The sequence below is a fragment of the Saccharopolyspora aridisoli genome, from assembly GCF_004348445.1.
Lineage (GTDB): Bacteria > Actinomycetota > Actinomycetes > Mycobacteriales > Pseudonocardiaceae > Saccharopolyspora > Saccharopolyspora aridisoli.
In genome coordinates, this window is the sequence record NZ_SMKV01000010.1 from 104,610 (window position 1) to 123,789 (window position 19,180).

20 protein-coding genes are annotated in these 19,180 nt (G+C 66.5%); 11 read left to right on the top strand and 9 right to left on the bottom strand.

Translation table 11 applies throughout. The features are described from left to right. Positions 1 to 34: 34 nt before the first annotated feature. Positions 35 to 1,516, bottom strand: coding sequence for an FAD-dependent oxidoreductase (locus E1161_RS10640; protein ID WP_132622153.1), 1,482 nt, complete (start codon positions 1,514 to 1,516; stop codon positions 35 to 37). 319 nt (positions 1,517 to 1,835) lie between these two features. On the opposite strand from E1161_RS10640, the gene E1161_RS10645 reads away from it, so the two are divergent. Then, the gene (locus E1161_RS10645; RefSeq protein WP_132622155.1) at positions 1,836 to 2,318 is read left to right on the top strand and encodes a DUF2243 domain-containing protein; all 483 of its coding nucleotides are present in this window, start codon (positions 1,836 to 1,838) and stop codon (positions 2,316 to 2,318) included. A gap of 44 nt (positions 2,319 to 2,362) precedes the next feature. Beyond that, entirely contained in the window at positions 2,363 to 3,178 is an 816-nt protein-coding gene (locus E1161_RS10650) for a cytochrome c oxidase assembly protein (protein ID WP_132622157.1), read from the top strand. Between the two features lie 90 nt (positions 3,179 to 3,268). Here the strand turns inward: E1161_RS10650 and E1161_RS10655 are convergent, their stop codons facing one another. Further along, entirely contained in the window at positions 3,269 to 3,928 is a 660-nt protein-coding gene (locus E1161_RS10655) for a HemK2/MTQ2 family protein methyltransferase (RefSeq protein WP_132622279.1), read from the bottom strand. A 597-nt stretch (positions 3,929 to 4,525) separates the two neighbouring features. Between E1161_RS10655 and E1161_RS10660 the strand changes: the two genes are divergently transcribed. After that, on the top strand, positions 4,526 to 4,984 hold the full coding sequence (locus E1161_RS10660) for a DUF6098 family protein (protein WP_132622159.1): 459 nt from the start codon (positions 4,526 to 4,528) through the stop codon (positions 4,982 to 4,984). A gap of 329 nt (positions 4,985 to 5,313) precedes the next feature. Here E1161_RS10660 and E1161_RS10665 read toward each other — a convergent pair whose 3' ends face one another. Together E1161_RS10665 and E1161_RS10670 are read right to left on the bottom strand one after the other, a co-directional pair. Next, the gene (locus E1161_RS10665) at positions 5,314 to 5,772 is read right to left on the bottom strand and encodes an SRPBCC family protein (RefSeq protein WP_132622161.1); all 459 of its coding nucleotides are present in this window, start codon (positions 5,770 to 5,772) and stop codon (positions 5,314 to 5,316) included. 69 nt (positions 5,773 to 5,841) lie between these two features. Continuing rightward, on the bottom strand, positions 5,842 to 6,792 hold the full coding sequence (locus tag E1161_RS10670; protein ID WP_132622162.1) for a manganese catalase family protein: 951 nt from the start codon (positions 6,790 to 6,792) through the stop codon (positions 5,842 to 5,844). Positions 6,793 to 6,890: 98 nt separating this feature from the next. Here E1161_RS10670 and E1161_RS27560 point away from each other — a divergent pair, with 98 nt between their 5' ends. Further along, a complete protein-coding gene (locus E1161_RS27560) occupies positions 6,891 to 7,460 on the top strand; it encodes a hypothetical protein (protein ID WP_207920174.1) in 570 nt (189 codons plus the stop codon). A 136-nt stretch (positions 7,461 to 7,596) separates the two neighbouring features. On the opposite strand, the gene E1161_RS10680 is transcribed toward E1161_RS27560, so the two are convergent. Further along, positions 7,597 to 8,556, bottom strand: coding sequence for a UbiA family prenyltransferase (locus tag E1161_RS10680; protein WP_132622166.1), 960 nt, complete (start codon positions 8,554 to 8,556; stop codon positions 7,597 to 7,599). Between E1161_RS10680 and E1161_RS10685 the strand changes: the two genes are divergently transcribed. Genes E1161_RS10685 through E1161_RS10695 form a run of 3 tightly spaced genes read left to right on the top strand, consistent with a single transcriptional unit; the run spans position 8,533 to position 11,124 of the window. Then, entirely contained in the window at positions 8,533 to 9,573 is a 1,041-nt protein-coding gene (locus E1161_RS10685) for a type III polyketide synthase (protein ID WP_235874938.1), read from the top strand. The two genes, E1161_RS10680 and E1161_RS10685, sit on opposite strands and share 24 nt — an antisense overlap. Beyond that, positions 9,570 to 10,088, top strand: a complete 519-nt coding sequence (locus E1161_RS10690; RefSeq protein ID WP_235874930.1) for an isoprenylcysteine carboxyl methyltransferase family protein — start codon at positions 9,570 to 9,572, stop codon at positions 10,086 to 10,088. The genes E1161_RS10685 and E1161_RS10690 overlap by 4 nt, the downstream gene beginning before the upstream one ends. Before the next feature lie 16 nt (positions 10,089 to 10,104). Continuing rightward, positions 10,105 to 11,124, top strand: a complete 1,020-nt coding sequence (locus E1161_RS10695; RefSeq protein WP_235874939.1) for an NAD(P)/FAD-dependent oxidoreductase — start codon at positions 10,105 to 10,107, stop codon at positions 11,122 to 11,124. Positions 11,125 to 11,236: 112 nt separating this feature from the next. Here E1161_RS10695 and E1161_RS10700 read toward each other — a convergent pair whose 3' ends face one another. Continuing rightward, positions 11,237 to 11,731: a DUF4383 domain-containing protein gene (locus E1161_RS10700; RefSeq protein WP_132622172.1), complete on the bottom strand. Its 495-nt coding sequence runs from the start codon at positions 11,729 to 11,731 to the stop codon at positions 11,237 to 11,239. Positions 11,732 to 12,036: 305 nt separating this feature from the next. On the opposite strand from E1161_RS10700, the gene E1161_RS10705 reads away from it, so the two are divergent. Further along, complete coding sequence (locus tag E1161_RS10705) at positions 12,037 to 12,399, top strand: hypothetical protein (RefSeq protein ID WP_132622174.1); 363 nt, start codon at positions 12,037 to 12,039, stop codon at positions 12,397 to 12,399. Positions 12,400 to 13,419: 1,020 nt separating this feature from the next. Here E1161_RS10705 and E1161_RS10710 read toward each other — a convergent pair. Next, positions 13,420 to 14,274, bottom strand: a complete 855-nt coding sequence (locus E1161_RS10710; RefSeq protein ID WP_235874931.1) for a GH25 family lysozyme — start codon at positions 14,272 to 14,274, stop codon at positions 13,420 to 13,422. A 583-nt stretch (positions 14,275 to 14,857) separates the two neighbouring features. Between E1161_RS10710 and E1161_RS27115 the strand changes: the two genes are divergently transcribed. Both E1161_RS27115 and E1161_RS10715 read left to right on the top strand, forming a co-directional pair. Then, complete coding sequence (locus tag E1161_RS27115) at positions 14,858 to 15,007, top strand: hypothetical protein (RefSeq protein ID WP_165939750.1); 150 nt, start codon at positions 14,858 to 14,860, stop codon at positions 15,005 to 15,007. A gap of 316 nt (positions 15,008 to 15,323) precedes the next feature. Then, on the top strand, positions 15,324 to 15,911 hold the full coding sequence (locus tag E1161_RS10715; protein WP_132622176.1) for a DUF1097 domain-containing protein: 588 nt from the start codon (positions 15,324 to 15,326) through the stop codon (positions 15,909 to 15,911). A 630-nt stretch (positions 15,912 to 16,541) separates the two neighbouring features. Here E1161_RS10715 and E1161_RS10720 read toward each other — a convergent pair. Continuing rightward, the gene (locus E1161_RS10720; RefSeq protein ID WP_132622178.1) at positions 16,542 to 17,177 is read right to left on the bottom strand and encodes a hypothetical protein; all 636 of its coding nucleotides are present in this window, start codon (positions 17,175 to 17,177) and stop codon (positions 16,542 to 16,544) included. Positions 17,178 to 17,601: 424 nt separating this feature from the next. Here E1161_RS10720 and E1161_RS28660 point away from each other — a divergent pair, with 424 nt between their 5' ends. Beyond that, positions 17,602 to 17,871, top strand: a complete 270-nt coding sequence (locus E1161_RS28660; RefSeq protein ID WP_408011977.1) for a WGxxGxxG family protein — start codon at positions 17,602 to 17,604, stop codon at positions 17,869 to 17,871. A gap of 843 nt (positions 17,872 to 18,714) precedes the next feature. On the opposite strand, the gene E1161_RS28510 is transcribed toward E1161_RS28660, so the two are convergent. Then, on the bottom strand, positions 18,715 to 19,155 hold the full coding sequence (locus E1161_RS28510; RefSeq protein ID WP_328591244.1) for a DUF6653 family protein: 441 nt from the start codon (positions 19,153 to 19,155) through the stop codon (positions 18,715 to 18,717). Positions 19,156 to 19,180: the final 25 nt, after the last annotated feature.

The following is a 19,180-nucleotide window of genomic DNA, read 5'->3' on the forward strand; positions in this document are numbered from 1 at the left end:
GCGAGATCTAACTCCTCACGACCCCGCCGGTTGTTCAGCCGGGTGGCCGGGGCGGCGGTTTGGCCGGTAGCGGTCTGACCGCGGGGCCTTCCAGGACCGTGCCATCCACCGCGAAGCGGCTTCCGTGGCAAGGGCAGTCCCAGGTGGTCTCCGCGCTGTTGAAGCGCACCAGGCATCCGAGGTGCGTGCAGCGCATCGAGACGCAGTGCAGCAAGCCCTCTTCGTCGCGGTAGACGCCAGTGCGGTCCGCGCCTTCCCGGATGACCGCTGCGGTACCGGGCCGCAGCTCTCGCACATCGGTCGCCGTCGCGGGCGCGAGCCGGTCGGCGACGAAGTCCGCGCCAGCACTGAGGTTGTGCCGCGCCAGGTGCAGCCACGACGACCCCGGTGACAGCCGTGCTGGGGAGAGGGCTTCCGACCATGGGTTCTCATCGGAGTTCAGCAGGTCGGCGAGAACCTTCCCGGCGAAGGTCCCGCCGGTGAGCCCCCACTTCATGAAACCCGTAGCCACGAACAGCCGCGACGATCGCGGCAAGTACCGACCGACCATCGGGAAGCGGTCGGTCGGAACCAGGTCCTGCGCCGACCACCGGTGCGTGATGTCGGCGACCGACCAGTGCTCGCGGGCGAATGCTTCCAGCCGCGAGTAGGGGTCGTCGCCGCTTGCGTGCTTGCCGGTCTCGTGCCCTTCGCCGCAGACAACGAGCTGGTCGCCACGCGGGCGCAGCGAGCGGATCGGTTCCCCGGCGGTGATCGACAAGCCCCGTGGTGGCTCTTCGCGAAGCCGTGCTGCGATGCAGTACGACCGCTGCACCTCCAGCCTCGCGAAGTACAACCCGCGATCCCAGACCGGAGCGTGCGTGGCCACCACGACGCGGTCGGCCGTCAGCGTGCCGCCGTCGGTGTCGATCTGGCACGGCGAACCCTCGGTCAGCCGGAGCGCTCTGGTGCGTTCGAAGACGGCGCACCCCTCGCCATCCACCTGCCCCGCCAGGGCGCGGGTGTGGCGCACTGGATCGAACTCGATCTGGTCGTCGAGTCTGGCAGCAGCGGTGACCGGGAACGGGAGTTCGGAGAGTTCGTCGGCGACCACAGGCAAGCCCGCTTCCCGCGCCGCGTCGATCTCCTGTTCCACCGCCTGCGCACCGCTCTCGTCGACCGCGAAGGTGTAGGCGGGTCTGCGCTGGGCTTCGGAGGGTCCGGCCAGCCTCGCGATCTCCTCGACCCCCGCAGCGCTCGCGGCGGCGTAGACCTGTGCGGCCTCGGTACCGCGGTGCCGTCGGATCGTGGAGTACATCGTCGATTGCAGCGCGGTCGCCTTGGCCGTGTTGTGGCCCGTCGCACCGGAGGCGACGCGGTCGGCCTCGAGCACGGCGACCGTCGCCCCGGTCCGCTTGAGCAGCAAGGCGGTGGTCATCCCCGCGATGCCACCGCCGATCACCGCGACATCGAACGACTGCGCCTCGCGCAGCGGGGGGTGCTCGGCGTGCCGCGCTTGCAACCATGGGGAACTCACGTGTCACAGCACCCTTCTTCCGCGCACCGACGCTCCAGCAGTCGATTCCCCCGCCGCACCGATTCCCAAACCACGTGGTGCCTCGCGTTCGGCGCTTCGGTGCTTCCCCGGTGAAGAACTGGCCGGCGTCACGAGCCTGCGGTGGACGCGTTAGCCGGTCCCCCGAACTCCCGCTGTTCCATGCCGGCGCCCGTCCGCGTCGCCCGCTGAGCACAGACCCCCACCGATCAGCACTCGCGGTTACGCGAACAACCACGGGGGTAACCATTGAGCCAGTGGTCCTGCAGCAGGCCCCGGAGCTCGACGAGGAGGCGGAGACGTGAAGGCACGCGCGCCCGACGCCATCCGGCGAACGCCTCACGGCCGCAACGTGCTCGCGGGAGTTCTGCTGGGTCTGGGCGCAGTGGCTTTCATCGACGAAGTGGTCTTCCACCAGCTGCTGCATTGGCACCACTTCTACGACCGTTCGACCAGCGGCGTCGGCTTGGTCTCTGACGGCCTCTTCCACGCGTTCAGCTGGTTCGCGACCGTCGCCTCCCTGCTCGTGGTCGCCTCACTGCGCCGCGAACGTGCCTTCCGCTTCGCGGCCTTCGCGGCTGGCTGGCTGACCGGAGCCGGGTTCTTCCAACTCTACGACGGCCTCGTCCAGCACAAGCTCCTGAACCTGCACCAGATCCGTTACGGGGTGGACTTGACGCCCTACGACCTCGCGTGGAACGCCATCGCTGCCGTCCTGCTACTGGCCGGGATCGCGTGGTGGGTCCAGATATGGCTCCGCCACCGCGAGGACCCAGCACGCTAGGAAGCGCTGTCGATGCGTGATCATCCCATCCCGGTGCGGTGCTGATGAGCATCGGCGAATACCTGGTCGTGCTCGTGTCGGGCACGGCCGTCCTAGGACATGCGATCGCGACCGCGATGCTGCGGAACCGCGGCGTCCAGTGGCCGACACACCGCTCGGCGTTGTGGGCTGCTGGGTGGTCGTGCGCCGCAGGAACCCTGGTGGGGCCGTTCGCGGAGCGCGCCCACCACGACTTCGTCATCCACATGACCGGACACATCCTGCTCGGAATGCTCGCTCCCCTGCTGATGGTTCTGGCGGCGCCCGTCACCCTCGCCTTGCGGGTGCTACCGGTGAGCGCGGCTCGGCCCTTGGCCCGCTGCATGGGCTCGACGCCGATGAGGGTGCTGACCCGACCCGCGATCGCAGCGCTGCTCAACATCGGCGGTCTGTGGGTCCTCTACCGAACCAGCGTGTACGCGGCGATGCAGGCAGAAGCGTGGGTGCACGCCGCAGTCCACTTCCACGTGCTGGCGGCCGGCTTCGTGTTCACCTTCGCCGTCCTCGGTGGCCCCGACCCCGCGCCGCACCGCTCTCACGCCGCCTGGCGCGCAACGACGTTGGTGGTGGCCGTGGCCGCGCACAACGTCCTGGCGAAGACCGTCTACGCCGCGCCTCCCGAGGGCGTGAGCGCCGAACAGGCGCAGGCCGGCGGCGAGCTCATGTACTACGGCTCCGCACCAGTGGAGATCTTGCTGCTCGTGCTCCTGTGCCGCGCTTGGATCAACCCCCGAGCGGCTTCCGGCCCGCACCGACCTGTCCGGTCGGAGCTGGGAGCTGGAAAGAAGACCGCGAGCAGCAGAACCCTCCGCTCTCCCTGAGCCCGTCACTCGCTGTTCTCACCTCGACCATCTCGTCGGTAGAGCGGGCGCGTCGAGGTACCACCCGAACGCGGCACACGGTCCGCCTTGTCAGGATGGAGCTCTGACACCGCGGACCACCACCAACTCCTCGGTGCGCTGGCCAAGCTCGATGAGCCCTCGTTCCTCGAGGTAGCGCACTCGTTGCCGCAGCACCGGCCCGAACGGCTGGCACCGGCGCGCGACGATCGACACTTCCAAGCCCGATCTTTGTAGACCGGTCACCGTCTTGTCGACATCGGACAAGCACGATTGCACGAGGAGCAACTGGCCGCGCGCACTGAGCATGCCTGGTGCTTCGGAACACAACACGTCCAACACCGCGCGGCCGTCGTGTCCCGCCTCCCATGCGCGCGCAGCGCCGCGTTGTGGCGGAGCGGAGGTTGACGAAGGGACGTAAGGGGGATTGGAGAGCACGAGGTCGAACTTGCGCGAGGCCAGCACCGCGAGCGACTCAACCCGCTGCACCTCGACGGCAAGCCCCCTGATCCGCGCGTTGACCCGAGCTGTGAGCACGGCGCGTGCGGAAACATCGATCGCGGTCACGCTTCTGGCACCGCACCGCGCTGCGGCCACTGCGAGCGCACCCGTGCCCGTTCCTACGTCAAGCACGTGCGAACCGGCACACACACCCGTTCGCCTCAGGACGTCCTCGAGCAGGTAGGTGTCGCCCTGCGGCCGGTACACCCCTGGCGAACTGAGCAGCCACATCGTCATTCACTACCCACCGCGAACCCGGTTTGAAACATGGGCTCCTCGAAGTGCTCACGAGGATGCGCGGCGAGTGCCACCGTCGCCGTGGGTGGGAGCCCTTGGCCCCCGGTGTGGTGCCGATCCGGAGTCGGGGCCGTGCCCGGCGCCTTGGGAATCGGTGGATGAGGGGGAAATGCGTAGCGCGCGGGAATGAGGCCTGCGAGGGCATCGTGGGCGTGTTGCACGGCAATTTTCTTTGTCATCACGCGTGTCCTGGGCTTCCGCTCTACCCGGTCAAAGCCGCCGCGATCGAAGTCGAACGACTGGACGATGAAGCTCGATCGGGCGATCGGTCGGAAGTTCGCCGCTGGAAACGATCGTCGAGCTCGAGTTCATGAGGATGGGGACCGGCGCGGAGGAACTCGTCGAGGACGCTGCGCGAACTCACCGGACGGGCCTCCCGCGTGCACGACGAGCAATGCGCCTTCGGGACGAGCCGGAGGCGCCTGTGATGGGCGTTCGGCGCTCGCCCCGCCGCACGTTCCTCCGGGCTCCCACGGCCTTGGCCGTCGAGCAGGCGCTTTGTGCCGCAGCAGAGACGGGTAACCACCTAGGATGAACCACGAGCACGAAGAGCTTCCGGTGGTGCGCGATCTCGACCAACTGGTCGAGGCCGTCCTGCTCGAAGCGCGGGGAATGGGGCTCTACGTGCGCTGGTCGCGCGGGCCAGCGATCGACGCGGGCTCTACGAGCAGTGACGAGCTCACCGGCGTCGAGCTCCCGGGGCTCTCGGCGAACCCGTTGCAGGTCGAGTCGTGGTGGGGCGACCGATCACTGCGGCTGTGGGTCGCGCGAAGGCTCTACGACTACGAACACCTGCGCGAGCGCCGCCCAGAGCCCGACGTACGAGCATGGCTGCTGCGAGGCGTGGAGGTCGCACGGGGTCCTGACAACGAACCACTCGTTCGCTGCGAGCGGGCGATCGCCTGGGTGGCCGAACATGCCCTGCAGGAAGCACGGGCTTTGATCAAAAACCACCACCGAGATTGGGGACCGCTGGACCGGTACACCTGAGGGGACCAGTCCACTTCGCGGCGACACGGTCCGGGTGGTGCCTCCGGCTCGCGGAGCCGGGGTGCGCGCCCGGGCCACCAAGACTCGCCCGTCCAACGCCTCTCACTGCCCCGTTCGGTGAGAGGCGGCGACACGACCACGGGCGGGCCACCAAACTGGACCACTGCTCGAACCGCGGCCGCGTGGCCGGCTCGCCAGCAGCCGGATCAACAACCGGGCGGCCACGAAGACCCCGCGGACGGCATGCTCGACACTGCCGCCTGAGCTGGCATGCTCTGGACGTCAAGCACGCTCGGAGGCCGGTCCCGCCCCCTAGTCCTCAACGCGCCTCAACGCCCTTGCTTGTTGTTCTCCATGAGTTCCTTGAAGGAGTCGAGAGCCCGCTCGACCTTCTGCTGAGGGTCCGCGAACAGCGTGGCCACCGCCTCGCCCACTCCGCCCCCCGGCGCGTCGTACTGCAAGCTCACCTCTACCCCGGTGCTGTCTCCGTGGTCGTCGAAACGAACCGCCCCCGCGGTGGAAACGGTGTTGGACTTCTCAGTGTCCTGCTCGACTGATTTCCACGCGATTTTGCGACCTGGCTCGTCCTCGACGATCCGCGCGTCCCACTCGACCTTCCTGCCCGCGGGCCCGGAAACCACCCAATGCGTCGTGTCGGCTTCAGCGCTTCGCGGTTCCACCCGTTGCACGTCGGGGAAGATCTCCGGAACGTGGGTGAGCGGGCGCCACCACTGATAGCACTGCTCGGCGGGCGCTCGCACTTCCAGGTAGTGGGCTACTGACCCCATTTTCCCTCCTCGTTCTCCTCGTTGGTCCGGTTCGGTACCCGCCTGTCAGCTTGCGAAGTCGTCCGCGAATCAGCTGACGGGGCCGTACCGGACAGGCTCGTCGGCCTCGGCCAGCTCGAGCTCTGCGGTGGCCTGCACGAGTTCCAGCAGCTCGCCGTCGAGTCCGGGGGCGAACTCCTCTGGACGCGGATCAGCGATCTCGATCGGCACCCCTTCGGGCGTCTGCGCGGTGCCCAACGACTTGCCGGGGTCCGAGGGCGATGCCCCGCGGAAGACCTTGCCCGCCTCTGAGAGGTGGTCGAGGTCGAAGGTGTACTGCTTGTTCTCCAAGCCGCGCTCGAGCAGCGTGGCGACCTCGGGGAACTTCTCCGCCGATGTCTTGGGAATCGGCAGCGTCTTCCGCCAGTCCACCCCGAGGCTCTCCAACGCCTTGGCGTAGGCGTTCTCGTGCGCTTGGTCGCGCACGATCAGGTAAGCCACTGTGGACCGCAAGGTGCGGTTGGCGCTCATCTCGTAGATCCGGCACTTCTGCAATCGGCCGGTCGACTCCAACATCAAGTTGTACAGGAGGTCGAGTACGAGGTTCCCGCTGTTGTAGACGTACGAACCAGACCACGGGTTGCCAACCGCGTCCACGGGCATCGCGCCCTGCGCGCCAACCAGGAAGTGGTGGATGTTCCCGTCGGAGAGCGCATTCGACAGTGGAGTCGCTCCTCCTGCCGCGGGATCGTCCAGGTCAGTGGGTGTTCCGTTGTAGCGAGGCGAGCCATCGGTCAGGCGAGCGATCGTGGTGGCGATCAGCTCGACATGGCTGATCTCCTCCGTGCCGATCCCGTGCAGCAGGTCGCGATAAGGTTTGGCTTGGGCGCCTCGGAAGTTGAAGCTCTGGAAGAGGTACTGCATCATGGTGCGCATTTCGCCGAATTGCCCGCCCAACCCCTCCTGCAGAGCGTTGGCCGCTCCCGGATCTGGTTCGTCCGGAACGATCTCGTTGATCATTCTTTGCACGTGGTAGAACATGGTGCTCCAAATGAGTTCTGTGGTGATCTCGAATTCAGCCGTAGCGCGCACACGCTCACGACGAACCGCAGGTTCGTTCAGAGACCACGATCTCAGGCATGCGGATCCTGCTCGACGATCATGGGAGGTCGAACCGGGCTCTGGAGGATGAACGGATACCGCGTGTTCTGGTCACGTGCCGCAGGGCGGCCGCGATCGCCATGCCACTGTTGCGCTCCCCCGTGATCTGCACCAGATCAAGGCTGCGTGCGTCGTCGAAATGGGTGAGAGCTGGCGAGGCGCACGCCGACCCGTCCTATCGACCACCCTTCATGTCCTGGTTCTCATCCACGCGAAGCGCCACACCCAAGGCGAAGAAGCTAGGAGCCCATTCACCCACGAAGATTCCCCAACGGTCTGCTCGGGCGGTCGACTCCGACGCGTTGAGCGATGCGGCCCAACTGATCACGCTCAGAGCGATTGAGGCCAGCCCCGCGGCGAACATGTGGTCGGACGTGACGCCCTTCTTCCGCAGAATGGTCAACACGGTGCCCTCCAATGAGATCAAGGAAACTGCTTCTCCTCTTGCTTTTCCCGGCACGACCAACCCTAAACTCGACCGCCGCCCGCGGTCTCGCGTGGAACACGGACACGGGCAGGTCGCGTCGGCTTGCTGCGGCGTCGGATGACGACGTCGAACTCGGAAAACTGATCCAGGTACTGCCGTGCTTCGTCTGGGCTCGCCGCAGTGCCAGAACAACGCCACCCGCGGCACGAGAACGATGCTCTTCCGGTGACACTCGGCCGAGCTTCAGGGCAGAGCACTCAATTCGTGACCGCGAGCAATACGACGACGTCGAGCACCGCGATCACCACAGTGCACCGAAACGCCGTAGGGCTGTGCGGGAACCGTACCGCGAACGCGGCTGTCACGACAGCTAGGACGATCCCGATCGACGAAGCCGTGGCAGTGAACGCGGTCGGCGCGACCTGCGGTGCGGTGGCGAGGACCACCGATGCGGCGACCAGTGCTGCGGCCATGACGATCACGCCGTTCTGTGGGCCCAGCCGCTGTGGGAGCCCGCGCACCCCGGTCTTCGCATCCGCCCGCAGGTCGGGAAGAGCGTTCGCGACATGTGCACCGAAACCGAGCAGTGCGCTGACGACCGGAACCCACCACGGCGGCCAGGGTTGTCCAGGCAGTGCTGCATATGGTGCGACGGGCAGCGCGCCGAAGGCGAGCAGGTAGGTCGCACCGGACCATGTCGTCGCCTTCAACCCGAGGTTGTACGCCCACGCCGCCGCGATTCCCACCAGCAGAGCCGCAGCGGAACGAAGCCCGAGTAGCGACGACAACACGATCGTGGCACCGAGCGCCGCCGACGCGGCGAGACCAACGCCGGCCACCGGGACGATTCCTGCCGCGACCGGCTTGTCCTCTCGTCCGATCGAGCGGTCTCGCGCGGCGTCGATCCAGTCGTTGGACCACCCGATGGACAACTGACCGGTCAGCACTGCTGCGCCGAGCAGCACCACCTGTCCGAAGGGGAGTCCCACACCAGCGGCGAAGACCACGACCAATGATGTCACCGTGAGTCCCGGGCCCGGGTGCGAGGCGCTCATGAGACCTAGCGCCAATACCTGCCAGCGTCGCTTGGTCGGTGCGCAACGTCCAGCACCGTTGGATCCCGCTGCGGAACGGGTCATCTGGCGATTGTATGCGGAAGTCGTACCGTGGAAACGGTGACAACCATTTCGGCCGTGCACGGAACGCTCCCGCCTCATCGGTATCCACAAGCACAGCTGACCGAGCTGTTCGGCCGGTTGTGCCTCCCAGACCGGACTGCGCGAGCTGTGGCGAGCCGAATTCACACCAGCGCACGTGTCGCCACCCGGCACCTGGCGCTGCCCATCGAGCAGTACGACGCGCTGGATGGTTTCACCGCGGCGAACGACGCTTACCTCTCAGCAGCAGTGGATCTCGGATGCGATGCCGCGCTCGGCGCTCTTGAAGCCTCTGGGTTCAGCGCCGCGGACGTGGACCTCGTGTTGTCGACGACGGTCACCGGAATCGCGGTCCCCTCCCTCGACGCGCGGATCGCGGCACGCATCGGGATGCGTCCGGACGTCAAAAGGGTGCCGGTGGTGGGACTTGGCTGCCTAGCGGGCGCAGCGGGGATCGCGCGGTTGCACGACTTCCTGCGTGGCTGGCCTAGTTCAGTGGCGATGCTGGTGTCGGTCGAGCTCTGCTCCCTCACCGTCCAACGCAACGATCGCAGCCCCGCCAACATGGTCGCGGCAGGACTGTTCGGCGACGGTGCTGCCGCACTCATCGCGGTGGGAGGCGACCATGAGGCCGAGGTGACGGGACCACGCGTAGTGGACTCCGTGAGCCACCTCTACGAGAACAGCCAGCGTGCCATGGGGTGGGACGTCGGTGACTCGGGCCTGAAGGTGGTGCTGGGAGCGGAAGTGCCTGATCTCGTGCGCAAGCACCTGGCACAGGACGTCGAACAGCTGCTGGCCCCGCACGGCCTCGAGGTCGAGGACATCGCTCGCTGGATCTGCCACCCCGGCGGGCCGAAGGTCATCGAGGCCGTCCAGTCGGTGTTGGGACTCGACGAGGACGACCTGGCGATGACGTGGCGCTCCCTGCACCGGATCGGCAACGTGTCGTCATCCTCGGTGCTGCACGTCCTCGCTGACACGATCACTTCCCGACCCGCGTCCCCGGGTGATTGGGGTGTGCTGATGGCGATGGGGCCGGGGTTCTGCTCAGAGCTGGTGCTCCTGCGGTGGTGACCGAAGCCTGGTACACGGTCCTGGTGGGCCTGGTCGCAGCAGAGCGAATGGCCGAGTTGGCGGTCGCCAAGCGCAACTTGGCGTGGAGCTTGTCCCACGGTGGGCAGGAGACCGGATCCGCGCACTACCCCTTCATGGTCGCGCTGCACACCGGGCTTCTGGTCGGCTGCGTGATCGAAGTATGGCTGACTGCCCGGGGTTTTTCGGGCTTGCTGGGCTGGCCGATGCTCGCTCTGGTCGTCGCGTCACAGGCACTGCGGTGGTGGTGCATCCGCGTCCTCGGATACCGGTGGAACACCCGCATCGTGCTGGTCCCAGGCCTCCCCCTGGTCACCGAAGGCCCCTACCGCCTCCTACCCCACCCGAACTACCTCGCGGTGACCGTCGAAGGATTCGCCCTGCCGCTCGTCCACGGCGCGTGGCTGACAGCTGTCACCTTCACCGCGTTGAACGCGACGCTGCTCTCAGTTCGGGTGCGTGTGGAGGACGAAGCGTTGAGGTCGGCGCGTGCTTAGTCATCTTCACGACGTCGTGGTCGCTGGTGGTGGCCCCGCCGGCCTCGCCGTCGCGCTGGGGTGCGCACGCGCTGGCTTGGACGTCGTCGTGTGCGAGAAGCGCCCCGGCGTGATCGACAAAGCTTGTGGAGAAGGCTTGATGCCTGGCGCCGTCCGCGCACTCGGCGCGCTCGGGGTCGACCCGCCCGGCCACACCATCGAAGGCATCACCTATCGGCAAGGCTCGACGGTCGCCCGGGCTGCGTTCCGCACCGGGACCGGCAGAGGGGTACGACGCACAGCACTGCACAACTCCCTGCGCTCCGCGGTAGAACGGCACGGCGTACCGATACTGGCGTTGCCGATCGACAACGTCTCCCAACACAGCGATCACGTCCGCGCAGAGGGGCTGCGAGCGCGATACCTCGTCGCGGCCGATGGGCTGCATTCCACGGTCCGCGAACTCGCCGGACTGGCAGAGATCAGCACGGCATGCACCACGCGGTTCCCACGTTGGGGTTTGCGCCGCCACTACGCCCTCGTTCCGTTCACCGACACGGTCGAGGTGACCTGGGCGTCGCAATCCGAGGCGTACGTGACGCCGGTCGGACCGGACACCGTCGGGGTCGCGATCCTCTCATCCGTCCGTGGCGGGTTCACGCAGCAACTCTCCGCCTTCCCAGACCTGGCGGCACGAATCGCGAATGCGGAACCGATCAGCTCCGTCCGTGGTGCCGGCCCGTTGCGCCAGCGCGCATCCAACCGCGTCGCGGGCCGCGTCCTGCTCGTGGGGGACGCGGCCGGCTACGTGGACGCCCTCACCGGAGAAGGACTAGCGGTGTCCCTGGTCACCGCGGCAGAGCTCGTGCGCTGCATCAGGATGGATAGGCCCTCCGACTACGAGCACGCCTGGAAGCGGACTTCACGGCGGTCACGATGGCTGACCGAAGCCCTGCTGTGGGCACGGCGGCAACCCTCACTCGCTCGGCGGATCGTGCCGACCGCTGCCAAGAACCCGTGGCTCTTCGCCTTGGCTGTCGACCAGCTCGCACGATGACGTCGCGGCCCAGAAGGGACGAGCCTGGTCTCTCGCCTCAGGCGCCGCAGAGCTTGCCCTCACCGTGCGCCGCGATCCCCGCGGGAACAGATCAGTCAACGACGAGACGGCCTCAGTCGCTGGTGCCCCTTCCGGAGGTGCCCTCGTGGCCGCTCGTCGAGCGGTGGCGGCTGCCCGCCTGCCAGACCAGCGCGCCCAGTGCCAGCATCCCGAGGCCCAGGATGAGGTGCAGCCAATTGTCCGCCGTGTTCAACGGGACGAAGTTGGCCGCACTGTCCATGTCGACGATGAGGCCGTAGATCCACAGCACCAGGTATATGACGCCTCCCCCGACGAGGAACGAGATCGCGCCGCCGGCGGTTCGGGCGAGCGCGAGGCCGACGAGGCCGAACAGGAGGTGCACGATGTTGTGCAAGATCGATACGTGGAAGATGCCGAGCAACATCGCGGTGGATTGGTGACCGGCGAATGTCATCCCCTCATATTCGGTTGTGACCCCGGGGATGAATCCAAGAATGCCGACGAGCAAGAAGACTCCCGCGACGACTGTTGCGGCGATCCGTGCGGGCGACTTGTTCGTTGAACTGCCTGTGGTTGTCCCGCTCATGATTCTTCCCTTCTCGCGCATTGGCCAGCTCTCGGCTACCCGCTACCTGAGGCAGCGACACGTCGCGACCGGTTGCGCGACCCGGTACTGCACTCGGTGAACCACAGCGGACGACGCCGAGCGCCTGCATGACCAGCGTGCACGCGCTAGCATGCTGTAGTCACCCCAGAGCCCGGTGACACCGGGAGCCGTGCTGCTCGTGGGACTCACTGAGGTGCGAGCCGGCGCAAGTGGCGGCGGCCCCGATTCGGCCTCGCCGCTGACGATAGGAATTTTGCCTGATCGACTTGGCAGAGGCAGGAGCCATGGCTCAACATCCTCTCGAAGAAATGTACGCCGCCCGGGACGCGCTCGACCGGGCCGCGAGAAAATGCGCGAGCACTGATCTTGCTCAACTGGATTGGCCACCGTTCGGCGCGGCGTTGCTCGGAGTGCTGGGGTCCTTGCACCACCTGGCCGACGAGTTGACCAGCAAGCTCGACCAGGTGGACCGAGATCACCTGTACCAGGAAGCGCTGCGCGACCGCCCCCACGAAGCTCTTGATCGCGCGATCGGAGATCTCGAAGGCATGACCGCAGTTCTCGCTTCAGCTATGCGGCACGCCGGCGAGTATTGGGAAGAGGCACAGCACATCCACGAAGACACCATCTCCCGCGAACGCGAGTGATACCGGTTCTCAGAACGTCCGTCGCTCCGGTGAACGCCTCACACCGCACGGCCATCCGCGACGACCACCACCGCGGGGATCAGCATCCGGAGTGGATCATCGATTCGAGTCACCAGGTGCAGTCGCGGTCATCAGCCAAGCTGAACAACACCGACGATTTCGAGTTGCGAGTCTGATGTTGCTCGCGCTCGTACCCAGTCCGCTGCGCATCAGGCTTCGACGCGTGGTCCTCCGCGCCGCCGAGACCGCACTAGCCGAGCTCGTGGTCGATCGCTCGGGCACCCAGCGACGACCCCTTCGAACCTCGCAGATCGGCGCCTCCACCTCGGTCGGCACCAGTTCGTGCTGTGCGCGGTCGGCGAGGCCTGGTATTCGCTCCCTGTCCGACCCGTTTCCGGCACACGTGCAACGACCGGGGGGTTTCGCAGGAATTGCGACCTCACTGATCGGCAAACCGCCGAACACCTCGCACATGCGCGATACCGGGACTCCGATGCTTGTTGCCCCACCTCGCACAAGGGCACGAGATCAAGGCGGTCGAGCACGTCTCGGGGGCGAGCTCAGTTCCGGAGGAGGGATTCGCGCCCCTTCGCCGACGGACACGACCGAGCGCAAGGTCGTCCGGAACTATTCGACGTCGATGTCGACCAGGATGAACTACCCATGACCGGCGGAGGAGTCACCGGCGTGCGAAGAGTCGCCGACGCCGAAAACGGGCGCTCGCTCACGAGTTGAGATTATCGCGGCGGAGCGTGGGCCGAGGGTGGATCGAACAGCCCTCGGCGATGGGCACGGCGATCGCGCTGCAGCCGATGCCCAGTCCAGGTTCCGCCGCACCTCGGGAAGCCCCGCGGCTCGGCATCACTGGAACGATCGTGGTGGCAGAACGCTGAACCAGTGACGCACCAGAACTCCTACACCCGCAGCGGACCCCCGAGCGCACGAGGTAGCGGGCCGCCTGCGTTTCCAGCGGCCCGCTACCCGCGGAGCTCCTCATCGTGCGGTGCAGTCGTTGTGACCTCAGCGCGCCAAACGCTCCAGGCGAGCGAGACCTTCCTTGTACTGGTTGAGGTCCGTGTTGGTGTTGATGCCGGCGACCTTGCCCTTGCTGGTGTACTGCCAGAAGTCCCAGTCGCCGAAACCGCTGGGCACGGCCGGGTTGTCGACATCGTAGGAAGCCAGCCACAGCGCGTGGTTCCCGAAGGAGTCCGTACTACCCATGCACTCCCGCCAGAACGACGGGTTGGCGTAGATGATCGCGTCCTTGCCGGTTCGGTCCTTGACCTTCTCGTTGAAAGTCTTGGTCCACTGCTGCATCTGGTCGACGTTCAGCCCGTAGCAACCGCCGGCCTTCGGATCGACCTCCAAGTCCAGCACGGGCGGGAGGGTCTTGCCGTCAGCTTGGTACTCAGCCGTGTTCAAGAACCGCTCGGCCTGCTCCTCGGCCGAGGAGGAGCCGGGCCTGGCGAAGTGGTAGGCACCCGCGATCAGGCCGGCTTCCTTGGCTCCGTGGTACTGCTCGCCATAGCGCGGGTTCGTGAAGCTGGTGCCGTCGGTTGCCAGCACGAAGGTGAACTTCTTGCCCTCGGCTGCGACCTGGCTCCAATCGATGTCCCCGTTGTGGTTGGACACGTCGATCCCCTCGACCGGCGGACCCAGCGGCGCTTCGGGCTCGGCCTGCGTTTCGGGCGCGGGCGGAGCAGCCGCCGGTAGCTGATCAGGGGCGGCTGGCGCGCCTGCCAGCGGCTCGGGCGTGCCCGGGTCGGCCTGCTGCTGCGGCGCCGGTGGGGCTGGGATAGGAGCTTGCAGCGCGGCATCGTGCACCTTCGACTCCGATTCGCCGGAGCTGCCGCAGCCAACCAACAGACCGATCACGCCGACAGCAGCAGCTGCCCCACCGGCCTGCGCCGCACGCCTCCACGATGCACGGGCACCCGTTTCGGGGAGCTTGTTGCGGATCGCGGTCAGGTACGGCGCGCCCCTCTCCCGGGAGCGCCGCGCTGCCGGAGCTTGGCCACCGGTATGATCGTTGTTCTCGGGACCTTTAACTTCATTCGCACGTTCGGGAATCACGCAACCACAATTCAGCACAAAGCGTGATATTGCCTCGCGGTTTCTACGTGTTTGAGTACCTAGATTCACCCTAATGTGTCACAGACGCGAGCAAGTCGGCTTCAGAAAGTAACCGGACTCGAGCGAACGCCGCGGCCATGGCACGCCCGTGCACCAGTAGTTGAACTACCAGTGCAACTTCTCGCCTCGATGGTTAACATGAATTTCTCGCGACGCTCCACGCATCACCGGTATCGACATCACGACCGGACTCCCCCAAGTCGCAACACGCTCGGTTCACCGCCGGGTCGGCATGGTGGAGGTGCCTGACCAGCGCGATAGAGGTACCGGGCTACCAGTACGAGAAGGGTCTTCGAGATCCAGCGCTGTTCGCTCCAGCCAGGTCTTGAAGACACAGCAGCGCCACCCCAAGGTCATCCCAACACTGCGGGAGCTCTCCGGAGGCGGAACGTACATGCTGCCGTCGAACCTCACCGACCACCAGAACACGGACGCCACCGATCCCGTCCGGCACATCCAGCGATCCGCCACGTGAACACGGAACAACGAGCCCCGCTATCAGAACCCGCATGGAGCACGTTCGGGTCTGGATTCATCTCTCGACATTGCAGCACGAGAGGTTTTACAACAACGCCACTTTCGTCGTACGCGCGAATGCGCACCGAGCCCACGGGTGGAATTCTGGCAGCGACCTGTTCGACGGCTTCTCGACCGGCTACCAACGCCTCGCTGCCCGACCGACGCCGCTCACCCGGTACCCGCCCGTTCACGAACAGTGACGTGCAAGCCAGGTCCGGCTGAGTGCGAGCCACGAGATTGGTCAAGGAAGCCGATCCTCGAGAGGAGCAGCAATGAGATCCATTCCCCTGTGGGTTGCCGTGCCGGTGACCGTCGCTGTCGCCCTGCCTTTCGGCCTGTGGCTGGGCCCGTGGTCACTGCCGTTGTGGCTGGCGTTCATCGTGTGGGCGGAGTACTTCGCCCTGGGCGCGAAGCCGACGGTGCTCCGCGTCGTCGTCCCGTCATTCCTGAGCGGCGTCGTCAGCGCGGCGATCGCGCTGATCTTCACGCTGCTCGTCGGCATGGTCGTGGGCGACGCCGCGATCTTCTCGAGCGGCGACGTCTCGTGGTTCATCGGCCTTCCGGTGGCCCTGATCCCGCTCATCTACATCATGCAGCTGCTGCCGTTCGCGAAGGACACCGGGAGCCTCCCCTTCTTCAACGGCCTGTCCATGGGACTGGCCACGTACTTCATCGGGACCTACACGAATTTCGGCGGCCTCTCACTGCCCGCCGACAGCGTGCTGCTGCCGCTGATCACCTCGGTCCCGGCGGTGCTGGGCGGACTGCTCGGTGCCTTCCTCGGCTGGTTCAACGTCGCCATCATGACGCCGTTCGGCCGCCAAGCACCCCAACCGGCCGAAACAGTGGTCGACGCCTGACTTCCACCATCCGCACCCGCCGACCGGCCGCCTCGCACCACTCGAACGCGGCAGTGAGGCGCTCGAGCGACTCCTCGGGGTTCGTCTCGTCCCGGGCGAGCGCGAAACCGGCATATGCTCGTTCTCCAGCTGGCCCAGAACACCCGATCGATGGGGTCGAGACTGCCGTCGGTCAGGGGTGACTCGGCGGACCCGGCGGTACTCCCGGTCCGCCAGGTCGCCCAACCGCGGTGACGCGACCCGCCCCGCGGCGGTGACCGGGCCGGAACCCTCGCGGGAGTGCCGGGACTCCCACAGGTAGCGGGTGCCTTGCGGGCGCCGGTAGGCGATCCACGTGCTGAACGGACGGGGACCGCCGCTGGCGGCGCGCTCCCAAGCGCGCGGTACGTTCGGCCCGACGGGCCGTCCGGGCGAACCTCCGCTCACGACGGCGTCACCACGGTGTTCTCCGGCTTCGAACTCAGCTGCTACGAGCAGGCCGCACGTTGAGCACTTCCCCACCCGCGCAGCAGATCCCCAACGGGGGCCGTCACCGGATGGTGCGCTTCCCTTGTGGACGCCCCGGGAGTGCGCGACGCAGCAGAACGGACACCCTGGTCGCAGATGCTGTCACGGGAGGTGGAGCGGCGCTCACGCTCGGCGCGCGGCCGCGTACGCGGGTTCGCGAAGCCGCTCCAACGCAGGCGGCCACGCGAGTCCCGGCAGGACGTGGATGACCGGGTCGAAGCGGATGGGCTGGTCGGCCGTCGCCCCGGTGCGGCCTGTGAGGTCCAACCTGCCGAATGGCCGCCACCGTCCAGTCGGCGTGGCGGCGAGCAGCCGGAAGCTCGCAACCGAGTCGTCCGTAGCCAACGGCACGGCAGCGAACAAGACCAACCCGTGCGCTGCCCTGTAGGGCAGCAGGGATCCATACGTCCCCGAGAACGGATCTCGTTGGGGCAGCAGGAAATACCGCAGGCCTGGCCGCAGACCAGTAGTGGCGAGCAGTAGGTCGTGGCGGTCGCCTGACGGCCCGCTGAACGTGAACGCGAGACCGTACACGTCCGGCAAGAGCTGGGGGAGGCCCATCGACCGGGAGATGCGGACCAACCCGTGATCCTCGCCGGCTTCGTCCAGCCATTCCACAGCCCACGGCTGCGGCGCCCCCGCTCGGCGCAGCACGGCTTCGTACACCGTGCCGTGCGGGTGCAGTGGTTTGCCACGCCTCAGCCGGGCGGCAGCCCCGAAGACCCCGCCCATCACAGCACCGGCACCGGAACACCACATGTCCTCGGGTTGCCCTGCAGGGACGGGCGTTACACCTCCGGCCGTCGTCAGCGCCCTGTTCCGCAGGTGCACATCGGACACCGACGCCCGTCCGAGTGACGGCGCGCCTTTCGCCTCGACGAACCGCGCTTCACCCTGTCGCCGAGCGATATCGTCGGCTGAGGGTTTAAGAAGCCAGTTCGTGGCAAACCTGGCGTAAGCGGAGCCGCCGCTTTGAAAGCAGTTCGCGGTGGCTGCGCAAGGGTTACGAAACCCCGTTCGAAGGGAAAACATCGCTAGAACCGCAAACAGCTGTGGGAGAGGTATTCGAACCGGGCGGCCGACTCCGCCCACCCGCAACGAGCGAATCGGAGTCGATCCCTTCCACTTGGAACCAAACCTCGTGGACGAAAGGGCAAGAGCACGACACGAAAGGGGTATTCAAATGAAACGACTGGCTCGTACGGTAGCGGCAGCGGCTCTCGCAGTCGGCTTGACGGCTGCGCCGGGTCTGGGCTTCGACGCGGCAACACCCTCAGCCACAGCCGCGAGCGGTCTTGCCCCCGTTCAAGAGCAACCAGAGCAGCAGAAGGACGACAACGATCAGTACTGGGGCCTGTTCGGCTTGCTCGGTCTGGCCGGCCTCGCAGGGCTGATGCGACGCCAGCAACAGAGCAGCGAACGGCCGAGCGCGGGGCGCGGGCCTGGCGCGTGAGTACGGACAGCCGACCGCACCGCCTCGGCACTACATCGGAGGTCGAGAATGCGATTTCGCAATGTGGAGATCAAGCCGGTTGGTGGTGCGGTCGGCTGTCTGACCATGGTCCTCATTTCGGTGGTGCTGTCCGTAGCGCTGACCCTCTTGTTGAACTACATGCGGTGATGATCGACGCCGCGCGAGCGATCACCGATCCCAACACGGCCTCGTTCGGACCCAGAGGAGACCGCCCGTGGTAACACGTGCGACGAATACCTGAGCTGGTCCCTACAGCGCACTCCAGCCCACGCTTCACACCACTGTCCCGCCAGGCTGCTTCCGAATTGATCACCGTAGGTCAACAGCTCGGCGTTCTCACCTGATTGTCCACATTGGTCGCTCAGGCGTAGCCGCTTCGCCGGACCGTGCAACGCGTTCATGATCAGCACCGGTGCCGGTCCGTTCAACGTCGGCTCGTTCTCCCAAAAATGGTCTTCTGCTCACCCGGGACGAGTTCTCCAGGCTACGCGCGGAGGTTGCTGAGCCAGATGTCGATGGTGGATGTCGGACGACCACTGCATGTTCGGTGCGTTGGCAGTGAGATGTGAGATCACCGTCCATCGTGAACGGCACAGCGACCACATCATCACGAAAATGGCGGGGACACGACGACACTCCGAAGCGAGGCCGAAGCCTCGCACCTCAGGTGTCAACCGAAAAAGACGCCGCAGCAACCGCATGCGCAAGGCCTCCGCGCACCGTCAAGACGCGGCGGGCATCCGGAAGCCGCCATTGGGCGAGTTGTTCGCGACACCGGCGAAAGACGGCCTGCGGCCCCGCGCTGGTCCGGTAGATGCTCGCTCAACGTTCCTCGGCGGGGCTACGGGCATCGAAGTAGCGAGCCATGCGTTCCCAGTAGAGCAGCAAGAGCAACATCTGGGCGGCCGTTGCAGCGCTCGCGATCCACAGGTTTCGACGGCGAGCCGCTACGAGCGCCACCACACCTGCTCCGGTTGCGATCGCGTTGATGGCCAGCGCTACGTCTTTGGGGCGGTCAACGATCCACAGTTCCTCGCCGAGCATGGCTCTCGTTGCCCATGCTCGCTGATCTGCTGGCTTGGGGAACACGACCGGGTTGAGCGCGAACCACGCAGCCACAACCGCCGCGTGCGGCCACCGGCGCGTCCACACCGGAACCAGGACCAAAGGGGTCGTCGCCCATCGTGTCCACGCACTCCAGGCGTTCGAGTGCCGGGCGAACACGGCGCGACGGAGGTGAGCGATCGAGGAGGTAGATCCCATGTCGGTGTGCTCCGTCCCAAGAACC

Excerpts from the sequence above, each read along its gene's own strand:
- E1161_RS10650 (WP_132622157.1), top strand. The coding sequence starts at position 2,363 with ATGAGCATCGGCGAATACCTGGTCGTGCTCGTGTCGGGCACGGCCGTC.
- E1161_RS10655 (WP_132622279.1), bottom strand. The coding sequence starts at position 3,928 with ATGTGGCTGCTCAGTTCGCCAGGGGTGTACCGGCCGCAGGGCGACACC.
- E1161_RS10660 (WP_132622159.1), top strand. The coding sequence starts at position 4,526 with ATGAACCACGAGCACGAAGAGCTTCCGGTGGTGCGCGATCTCGACCAA.
- E1161_RS10665 (WP_132622161.1), bottom strand. The coding sequence starts at position 5,772 with ATGGGGTCAGTAGCCCACTACCTGGAAGTGCGAGCGCCCGCCGAGCAG.
- E1161_RS10670 (WP_132622162.1), bottom strand. The coding sequence starts at position 6,792 with ATGTTCTACCACGTGCAAAGAATGATCAACGAGATCGTTCCGGACGAA.
- E1161_RS27560 (WP_207920174.1), top strand. The coding sequence starts at position 6,891 with ATGCGGATCCTGCTCGACGATCATGGGAGGTCGAACCGGGCTCTGGAG.
- E1161_RS10680 (WP_132622166.1), bottom strand. The coding sequence starts at position 8,556 with ATGAGGCGGGAGCGTTCCGTGCACGGCCGAAATGGTTGTCACCGTTTC.
- E1161_RS10700 (WP_132622172.1), bottom strand. The coding sequence starts at position 11,731 with ATGAGCGGGACAACCACAGGCAGTTCAACGAACAAGTCGCCCGCACGG.
- E1161_RS10705 (WP_132622174.1), top strand. The coding sequence starts at position 12,037 with ATGGCTCAACATCCTCTCGAAGAAATGTACGCCGCCCGGGACGCGCTC.
- E1161_RS10715 (WP_132622176.1), top strand. The coding sequence starts at position 15,324 with ATGAGATCCATTCCCCTGTGGGTTGCCGTGCCGGTGACCGTCGCTGTC.
- E1161_RS10720 (WP_132622178.1), bottom strand. The coding sequence starts at position 17,177 with ATGTGGTGTTCCGGTGCCGGTGCTGTGATGGGCGGGGTCTTCGGGGCT.
- E1161_RS28660 (WP_408011977.1), top strand. The coding sequence starts at position 17,602 with ATGAAACGACTGGCTCGTACGGTAGCGGCAGCGGCTCTCGCAGTCGGC.
- E1161_RS28510 (WP_328591244.1), bottom strand. The coding sequence starts at position 19,155 with ATGGGATCTACCTCCTCGATCGCTCACCTCCGTCGCGCCGTGTTCGCC.